This is a genomic window from Pararhizobium sp., from assembly GCF_035497515.1.
In the GTDB taxonomy this organism is placed as follows: domain Bacteria; phylum Pseudomonadota; class Alphaproteobacteria; order Rhizobiales; family Rhizobiaceae; genus Pararhizobium.
This window is the reverse complement of the sequence record NZ_DATJDJ010000075.1, coordinates 1-8,442: the sequence shown is the minus strand read 5'-3', so window position 1 is coordinate 8,442 and position 8,442 is coordinate 1. Positions and strand designations below refer to the sequence as shown.

The window sequence follows — 8,442 nt, the reverse complement described above, 5'->3', positions numbered from 1 at the left end:
TCGAAATTCGGGCACGGGTTCCTGTGGATACAGATCAAACAACAGCCCGACGGTTCAACTTATGCTGTTTTGAAGACGAAGGGCGGCGGCCACTGTGTGGGTACCTTTGGAGTTCGACGAATTCGACAGGGCGGTCGAATTGGTCAATCGCCACAAAGGCACCCGAGAAGCCTGATCAAGGAACGATCAGCGTTCCCGCACCGTGTTCCGTAAAGATCTCGAGCAGGACCGAATGGGCGGTCTTGCCGTTGAGGATGACGACGCCTTCGACGCCACGGGCAAGCGCCTCGATGCAGGTCTCGACCTTGGGGATCATGCCGCCGGAAATCGTGCCGCCCTTGATCAGTGCGTGCGCCTCGGCGACTGACAATTCCTTGATCAGATCACCATTCTTGTCGAGCACGCCGGGAACGTCGGTCAGGAACAGGAGGCGCGTGGCGTTGAGCGCGCCGGCGATGGCGCCCGCGAACGTGTCGGCATTGATGTTGTAGGTATGACCATCGCGGCCCGGGGCGACGGGCGCGATGACGGGGATCATCTCGGAGCGGGCGAGCAGGTCGAGCAGCGTGCGGTCGACCTCGACGATTTCGCCGACGAAGCCGAGGTCGAGGACACGCTCGATATTGCTGTCGGGATCCTTGATGGTCTTCTTAGCCTTTTCGGCAAAGACCATGTTGCCGTCCTTGCCGCAGAGCCCGATCGCCCATTCGCCGGTCTGGTTGATCAGCGCGACGATTTCCTTGTTGATCGAGCCGGCGAGCACCATTTCGACGATCTCGACCGTCTTCTGGTCGGTGACGCGCAGGCCGCCTTCGAATTTCGATTCGATGCCCATCCTGGTCAGCATGGCACCGATCTGCGGGCCACCGCCATGCACGACGATCGGGTTGACGCCGGACTGCTTCAAAAGCGCGATGTCCGCTGCAAAAGCCTTGCCAAGCTCGGGATTGCCCATGGCATGGCCGCCATATTTCACGACGATCGTCTTGTTCTCGTAGCGCTGCATATAGGGCAGCGCCTTGGCGAGAAGATTGGCCTGGATTTCGCTTTCGGATGCGGACATGGAAGATACCTCTGGAATAGCCGGCTGCTGTTTAGCGCAAGTTTTGGGCGGAGGGAATGATCCGTTTGAAAGATAAAGGTGGTGTGACAGCGCTCGCCGCGCCGCTTTCTTAATCTCTGTGCCACCTTTTTATCCCGCAAATTGTGCTCTATGGTCGCGCCGACGGACGAGGACCGGAACCATTCATGGCCACAGACGACATTTCCAAACTGATCGGCCGGGTTTCCCTCAAGGACCGGGCGGCGTTCTCGGACCTTTACCGGCTGACCAGCCCGAAACTTTTTGCCATCTGTGTTCGTATCCTGAGAGACAGGACGGAGGCGGAAGAGGCCTTGCAGGAAATCTACATCAAGATCTGGCAGCGGGCCGACCGGTACGCAACCGGCGAGACCAATCCGATGTCCTGGCTGTCGGCGATCGCGCGCAATCATGCGATCGACCAGATCCGGGCGCGAAAGCCTGTGGCAAACACGATTGACGAAGCCTATGATCTGGCAGATTCTGCGCCCGATCCGGAAAGGACCGCAATCATTACGGCGGAAGGCCGCCGGATCGACAATTGCATGAACGAACTCGAGGCCGATCGCGCCGATGCCGTGCGCAAGGCCTATGTCGAGGGCTTGAGCTACCAGGAACTCGCCGAGATGTTCGGCACGCCCCTGAACACGATGCGGACATGGCTGCGCCGCAGTCTTTTGAAACTGAGAGAGTGCATGGAGCGATGACCACACAGAATCCCGAAAGCGGAGATTCCCGGCGCGACCAGGTGATCGCGGGCGAATATGTGCTCGGTGTTCTCTCGGCCGACGACCGGCGAAAGGTCGAGGCGCGCATGGTGCTTGACCGCGCCTTCGCCGCCATGGTCGATCACTGGCAGAGCAACCTCACCTCGTTTGACGATGCCTACGAGCCGATCACGCCGCCGGCAAAGGTGCTGGCGACCGTCGAGCGCCGGCTGTTCGCCGAGCACTCCAAGGCTGCCGCCGCTGTTGCACCGACGGGGTTCTGGAATTCCCTCGCGCTCTGGCGCGTGCTGACGCTTGCCTCCGTCGCCGCCCTTGTCACGGTCGCAACCTTCTCTTCGGGCGTGCTGACGCCGCAGAGCCAGACACAGCCGCTCGTGGCGGAACTTTCAGGCGAAGGCAGCGCCACCATCAATCTGTTGGCGCACTATGATGCCGGCAGCGGTCTCCTGAAAGTAACGCCCGTCGCTGCGAGACAGGCCGAGGCCAAGTCGCTGGAACTCTGGCTGATCGAAGGCGACAACCCGGCGCGGTCGATCGGCATCCTGCCGCAGACCGGCGAAGGCGAAGTCATCATCCCGCCGGAACTGCGCTCCAAGCTCGGCGAAGGCGTCACCCTTGCCGTCAGTGTCGAGCCGTTCGGCGGCTCGCCGACCGGAACGGCGACCGGGCCTGTCGTCGCTGTCGGAAAGACGCGCCTGCCATAAGGCATTCCCTGTATTATCTCAGTCATTGCTTGCCAATATGCCGCGCAATATATTGCGTGGAATTTTCGTGTGTTCATCGAAAAACGCACGGTTTCAGATATTTGGATAATTCGAAATTTTCCTGAAACTCTTTTTGCAAACCTCCCGTTCCTTGATTTGTCCTCTGCGCAGAGAACGCGAATTCCAGAAAACGGGAGAACCCGCATTGCGGGTCAAAGAGATCAACAGGAAGGAATAGACATGTTCAAGTCCATGCTGCGCACGGTCACCGTCGCTTCGATACTGGCCGCCGGCACTCTTGCTGCCCATGCCGAAAATCCGATGGTTGGCGGTGCGCCGATGTACGACAACAAGACCATCGTCGAAAATGCCGTCAATTCGAAGGACCACACGACTCTGGTCGCTGCCGTCAAGGCAGCCGGCCTGGTCGAGACGCTTTCAGGCGCCGGTCCGTTCACCGTGTTCGCACCGACCAACGACGCCTTCGCGGCTCTTCCTGCCGGCACCGTCGATACGCTGCTGAAGCCGGAAAACAAGGAAATGCTGACCAAGGTGCTGACCTGCCATGTGGTTGCGGCCAATGCCATGTCCGATGCCATTTCCAAGATGGTGGCCGATGATGGCGGCACGCATGACGTCAAGACGGTTGGCGGCTGCGTCCTGAAAGCCAAGGCTGATGGCGGCAAGATCACGCTGACCGACGAAACCGGCGGCGTCGCCAATGTCACGATCGCCGACGTCAAGCAGTCGAACGGCGTGATCCACGTGATCGACAAAGTTCTCCTGCCAAAGTCCTGATCGGCCTGAAGGGCTTGGGAGCCGGATGCAGCTTGGCATTTTCGGCTCCGGGCCGGGGATCAATCCTCTCCGGCCTGAAGGCCACCGGCTTTCACTCGCCGGTGGCCTTTTTGCATGCCACTCAAGCCGTTGCTCACGCGGGATTGATCGGCAATTGTTTTGCCGTTTGCGGAGTAGAACATTAGCTTGATGTCAACGAAGCGCCATCGGCCTTCACTGCATGGGAGAACATCATGACGACCCGCCGCTTTTTTCTGATCTCCGGCACGGCGCTGGTGACATCAGCGATGTTTCGCGGTTTCGCGCCGAAATCCATCGCCGCCGAAACCTTCGAGGTGACGAAGACGGACGCGGAATGGAAGGCGATCCTCAATGAGGAGCAGTACCAGATCCTGCGTCACGAGGACACCGAGCGGCCCTTTACCAGCGCGTTGAACACGGAAAAGCGCAAGGGCATCTTCCATTGCGCCGGCTGCGACCTGCCCGTCTATTCGTCGGAAACGAAGTTCGACAGTGGCACGGGCTGGCCGAGCTTCTGGGAATCGCTGCCCAATGCCATCGGCAAGCGCGAGGACACATCCCTGTTCATGGTGCGGGTCGAATGCCATTGCCGCCGCTGCGGCGGTCATCTCGGCCATATCTTCGACGATGGTCCGCAGCCGACCGGCATGCGTCACTGCATCAACGGCATGGCTATGACCTTCAAGCCGGGAGCGGCCGCCTGAATCCTTCCGGGTTCGACGTCAGGTTGAAATGGCCACCTTGATCGCGGCGCGCAGTTCCTCGATGCCCAAGCCTTTTTCCGACGAGGTCGACAGCACGTCCGGGAAGGCGGCGGGTCTTTTCCTGATCTTTTCCAGCGTCTCGGCGATCAGCTTCGGCACGGCCGGATCCTTGATCTTGTCGGTCTTGGTCAGCACGACCTGATAGGAGACGGCCGCCTTGTCCAACATGTCCAGGACGTCGTCATCATTCCTCTTGATGCCATGGCGGCTGTCGATCAGCACATAGACGCGCTTCAGCGTCGAGCGGCCGCGCAGATAGTCGAAAACGAGCTTGGTCCAGGCATCGACATGTTCCTTCGGCGCCTGGGCATAGCCATAACCGGGCATGTCCACCAGCGCCATTGGCGGCAGGTCCCCAGCGTCGCCGGAATAGCCATCCGGCACGAAATAATTGAGTTCCTGGGTACGGCCCGGCGTATTGGACGTGCGCGCGAGACCCTTCTGCCCGACGAGACCGTTGATCAGCGACGACTTGCCGACATTGGAGCGACCGGCAAAGGCGATCTCCAGCGGCCCTTCCGGCGGCAGGAATTTCATCGACGGCACGCCGCGGATGAAAATCCATGGCCGCCCGAAAAGGGGCTTGTCGTCCTGCGGCGTGGCATTTGTCATGGCGGTCCTGTCCTTGCTTTGTCAGAGGACTTCGGGGTTTTGCGCCGTCATGTCAAGGAAACTTGCGACTTTCGCCGGGTTTCTCAGGCCAACCGCCGCTGCCGCCACAATTCGACGGTAAGATAGGAGAGGAGCGCGACCAGCACGACGGTGCCACCGATCACCGTGTTGACGCTCGGAATCTCGCCATGGATCAGCGCCACCCAGAGCGGGGCGAGCACGGTCTCTGCCGTGCCGAGCAGGGCGGCAAGCGCTGACGGGATCAGCCGGGCACCGGTGACGAAGAGGGCAAGGCCCAGGCCGAAGTTCAGCGCGCCGAAAGCAACGAGAATACCGAGTTCGGGCAGCGTGACGGCAAAGCCGGATGCCATGGCCGCCGCCAGTCCGCCGGCGACGATGGTGCCGAAGCAGGTTGCCGGCGTCATGCGGACATGGGCATAACGTCGGGTGATGATGGTGGCGAGCGCGAAGACAAAGGCGATCAGCACGGCAAGTGCATCGCCGATCCAGGAGCCGCCGCCGCCAAAGGAATCCGAGACCATGATGGCGACGCCGCCGATAACAGCCGCGATGGCGATCCAGGTGAGCATCGAGATGCGCTCGCGAAACACCAGCCAACCGATCAGCGCGGCAATCAGCGGCACGCCGGCCTGGATGAGCATGACATTGGCAACCGTGGTATAGGCCAGCGCCAGGATGAACGAGGTCGATGCGGTGGCAAAGCAGAGGCCGACGGCGATGCCCGGCAGGCCCATGCCGCGGAACAGCCGGACCGTGCCGCGCGGCCCGTCCCGCAGCAGCATGAAGCCGATCAGGAACAGGGCGGCGAACAACGAACGCCAGAAGACCACCGTCCAGCTGTCGCTGATGTCGAGAAAGCGCGCCAGTGTGCCGCCGAAGCTCCAGGCGGTGGCCGAGCCGAGCACGAGCACGACACCTTGCGGGGAACTCTGTTGTCCCATGCTCGGGGCTTGCGGCAGGGCGGCGGGTTGCGACATGGCGGGCATCCGGGTTGCGGTCAGGCAAGTGTAGGGGTGATCTCGAAAACGGGCGCAGAGATTCGCGACAAATGCCTGTCGCAAATCCCCCGCGCTCTAGCTTGCAGCGCCGCGCGCCAAATATGACGCGCAGAGGTCGGTGTAGCACTTTAAATATGCCGTAGCTGCGTCGTCTCGGGAAGAGACCGCACCCGGGCCACCCGATCAAGATGCCTCCCGAACGACAAAGGCCCCGGATGATCATCCGGGGCCTTGTAATAATGTCGAAGGTCCGTCCGGCCTATTTGGCCGGTTTGGGTTTCTTGGCGAACAATCCCTTGAGATTGTCGAACAGTTCGATCTTGGCGCCGTGACGCTTCATGATGAAGGCCTGCTGGGCGATCGACAGCGTGTTGTTCCAGGCCCAGTAGATGACCAGGCCGGCCGGGAAGCTGGACAGCATGAAGGTGAAGACCAGCGGCATCCAGGTGAACAGCATTGCCTGCGTCGGATCCGGCGGGGTCGGGTTCATGCGCATCTGCAGGAACATGGTGATGCCCATGACCAGCGGCCAGACGCCGATCATCAGCGCATGCGGGACGTCGTAGGGCAGGAGGCCGAACAGGTTGAACAGCGAAGTCGGGTCCGGAGCGGACAGGTCCTGGATCCAGCCGAAGAACGGCGCGTGGCGCATTTCGATGGTTACATAGATCACCTTGTAGAGCGCGAAGAACACCGGGATCTGGAAGAGGATCGGCCAGCAGCCGGCGATCGGATTGATCTTTTCTTCCTTGTAGAGGGCCATCATGCCCTGCTGCAGCGCCATGCGGTCGTCGCCGTGCTTCTTCTTCAGTTCCTCCATCTTCGGCTGAACCTTCTTCATGTTCGCCATCGAGGCGTACTGCTTCGAGGCAAGCGGGAAGAACAGCGCCTTGACGACGACGGTGGTGGCCAGGATGGCGACGCCGAAGTTTTCAAAATAACGGAAGAAGAAATCCATCAGTTTGAACATCGGCTTGGTGATGAACCAGAACCAGCCCCAGTCGATCAACAGGTTGAACTGCGGGATCGAATAGGTCTGCTCATAGCCCGAGATCAGCGGCACCTGCTTGGCGCCGGCAAAGATCATATTCTTGACATCGGCGGACTGGCCGGGAGCGATCGTCAACGCATCCTGCTTGTAGTCCGCCTGGAAGCGGGCTCGTCCGTCGGTGAAATGTGCAAAGCGCGTTTCATAGGGCTTATCCTGCGGCGGAACGATAGCTGCCGCCCAGTACTTGTCGGTAATGCCGAGCCAGCCGGTCGTCGCCGTGCCGGGCAAGATCGGCACGTCGTTCTCGACCTTGCTGTACTTGACTTCCTGCAGGCCGTGTTCGCCGATGACGCCGATGAAGCCCTCATGCAAAACGTATGTGCTGGCGACAGCAGGCTGGTTGAAGCGGGTGACACGGCCGTAGGAGGAGAGCGAAACCGGCACCGCGCTACCGTTCTTGATGCTGTCCGTCACCTGGAACATGAAATGCTCATCGACCGAAATCGTGCGGGTGAAGACAACACCCTTCTCGTTGGTGTAGCTGAGCGTTACCGGTGTCGACGCGGTCAGCTTGTCACCGCCGGCGAGCGTCCACACGGTTTGTGGGCCTGGCATCGTGCCGGTGGCGTCGGTGCCGATGAAGCCAAGTTCGGTGAAATAGCCGTCCTGTGTGTCGGAGGGGCTGAAGAGCGTGATGAGCGGGCTCTTGTCATCGACGGTCTCGTGATATTCCTTCAGCTTCAGGTCGTCGAAGCGGCCGCCGGTCAGGTTGATCGAACCGCTGAGCGCCGCCGTGTCGATAATCACGCGGGCAGACTTCGCGACCGCCTGATCGCGGGTCTCGACAGCGCCGGGCACTGCACCATTGGCCGTGGGCTGGACCTGGCCGGATGCGGCAGGCGTGCCGTCGGCAGTGGTCGTCTGCTGGGCTTCGGTCGCTATGCGGTCTTTCTCGATCTTCGGATTGACGTAGAGAAACTGCCAGCCAATCAGAATGAACACCGACAGGGCGATCGCCACGAAGTAGTTGCGGTTATTTTCCATCATTCTTTCCTGGAGCGGCCGGGGGCCGTGAATTTTTTTGCTTGTTTTCGATGCGCTCGCCGAGGATCTTTTTGATCCGTGCGAAGGGAGCGCTCAAAACGTCGCGTCTGGCGACAACCACATAGTCATGTCCGGGCGTCATTGCAAATCCGGCGGAAAGCCGCACGGCCTCCTTGAGGCGGCGGCGCATCCGGTTACGCTCGACGGCATTGCCATGCTTCTTGGTGACGGTGAAACCGACGCGTGGCCCGGTCTCCGGTTCGCCGCGATCAAGAACTTCAAGCAGGATCAGCGGGCCTTTCCGCTGCTCTCCCTTGCGAACGGCAAGAAACTGCGGCCGGCTTTTCAGCCGCCCGACAGTCGATTTATGCTTGGGTGATGTCATTCCCCCGCGCTCCTTCCTGGAGCAGGAGCATCCGACGTCCACAGGGACGATTTAAGGATGCTCCGGCGCCATGAGGCTGCGCGTACAGGTTTCGCGAAGATTACTGCGCGAAGACGCGGCACGCGCCAGACGGCCTTAAGCCGACAGACGCTTACGGCCACGTGCCCGGCGGGCAACGATAACCTTGCGGCCACCCTTGGTGGCGATACGTGCACGGAAGCCGTGACGGCGCTTGCGAACAAGCTTGGACGGTTGATAGGTACGCTTCGTCATTTATTTTAATACCGCGGTGTGC

General features: G+C 60.7%; 10 protein-coding genes. 4 read left to right on the top strand and 6 right to left on the bottom strand.

Features of this window, described 5'->3' with window-relative positions:
- Window positions 1–175 precede the first annotated feature (175 nt).
- Window positions 176–1,063 carry an acetylglutamate kinase gene (gene argB, locus VL202_RS08510; protein WP_325463696.1) on the bottom strand — a complete coding sequence of 296 codons (888 nt, stop codon included), beginning with the start codon at window positions 1,061–1,063 and terminating at the stop codon, window positions 176–178.
- A gap of 185 nt (window positions 1,064–1,248) precedes the next feature.
- On the opposite strand from argB, the gene VL202_RS08505 reads away from it, so the two are divergent.
- The 4 genes from VL202_RS08505 (at window position 1,249) to msrB (ending at window position 4,036) form a co-directional block, all read left to right on the top strand.
- Window positions 1,249–1,788: a sigma-70 family RNA polymerase sigma factor gene (locus VL202_RS08505; protein WP_325463695.1), complete on the top strand. Its 540-nt coding sequence runs from the start codon at window positions 1,249–1,251 to the stop codon at window positions 1,786–1,788.
- Window positions 1,785–2,513, top strand: a complete 729-nt coding sequence (locus tag VL202_RS08500) for an anti-sigma factor (RefSeq protein ID WP_325463694.1) — start codon at window positions 1,785–1,787, stop codon at window positions 2,511–2,513. Before VL202_RS08505 ends, VL202_RS08500 begins: the two co-directional genes overlap by 4 nt.
- A 240-nt stretch (window positions 2,514–2,753) precedes the next feature.
- Window positions 2,754–3,311 (top strand): fasciclin domain-containing protein, encoded by a 558-nt coding sequence (locus tag VL202_RS08495; protein ID WP_325463693.1) that lies wholly within the window; start codon window positions 2,754–2,756, stop codon window positions 3,309–3,311.
- A gap of 233 nt (window positions 3,312–3,544) precedes the next feature.
- A complete protein-coding gene (gene msrB / locus VL202_RS08490) occupies window positions 3,545–4,036 on the top strand; it encodes a peptide-methionine (R)-S-oxide reductase MsrB (RefSeq protein WP_325463692.1) in 492 nt (163 codons plus the stop codon).
- A gap of 18 nt (window positions 4,037–4,054) precedes the next feature.
- Here msrB and yihA read toward each other — a convergent pair whose 3' ends face one another.
- The 5 genes from yihA to rpmH all read right to left on the bottom strand — a co-directional run bounded on the left by yihA (window position 4,055) and on the right by rpmH (window position 8,420).
- Complete coding sequence (yihA, locus tag VL202_RS08485) at window positions 4,055–4,708, bottom strand: ribosome biogenesis GTP-binding protein YihA/YsxC (RefSeq protein WP_325463691.1); 654 nt, start codon at window positions 4,706–4,708, stop codon at window positions 4,055–4,057.
- Window positions 4,709–4,791: 83 nt separating this feature from the next.
- Window positions 4,792–5,706 (bottom strand): DMT family transporter, encoded by a 915-nt coding sequence (locus VL202_RS08480; protein WP_325463690.1) that lies wholly within the window; start codon window positions 5,704–5,706, stop codon window positions 4,792–4,794.
- A gap of 280 nt (window positions 5,707–5,986) precedes the next feature.
- Window positions 5,987–7,762 (bottom strand): membrane protein insertase YidC, encoded by a 1,776-nt coding sequence (gene yidC / locus VL202_RS08475; RefSeq protein WP_325463689.1) that lies wholly within the window; start codon window positions 7,760–7,762, stop codon window positions 5,987–5,989.
- Window positions 7,752–8,147 (bottom strand): ribonuclease P protein component, encoded by a 396-nt coding sequence (rnpA, locus tag VL202_RS08470; protein ID WP_325463688.1) that lies wholly within the window; start codon window positions 8,145–8,147, stop codon window positions 7,752–7,754. Before rnpA ends, yidC begins: the two co-directional genes overlap by 11 nt.
- Before the next feature lie 135 nt (window positions 8,148–8,282).
- On the bottom strand, window positions 8,283–8,420 hold the full coding sequence (gene rpmH, locus VL202_RS08465) for a 50S ribosomal protein L34 (protein ID WP_037104763.1): 138 nt from the start codon (window positions 8,418–8,420) through the stop codon (window positions 8,283–8,285).
- Window positions 8,421–8,442 lie beyond the last annotated feature (22 nt).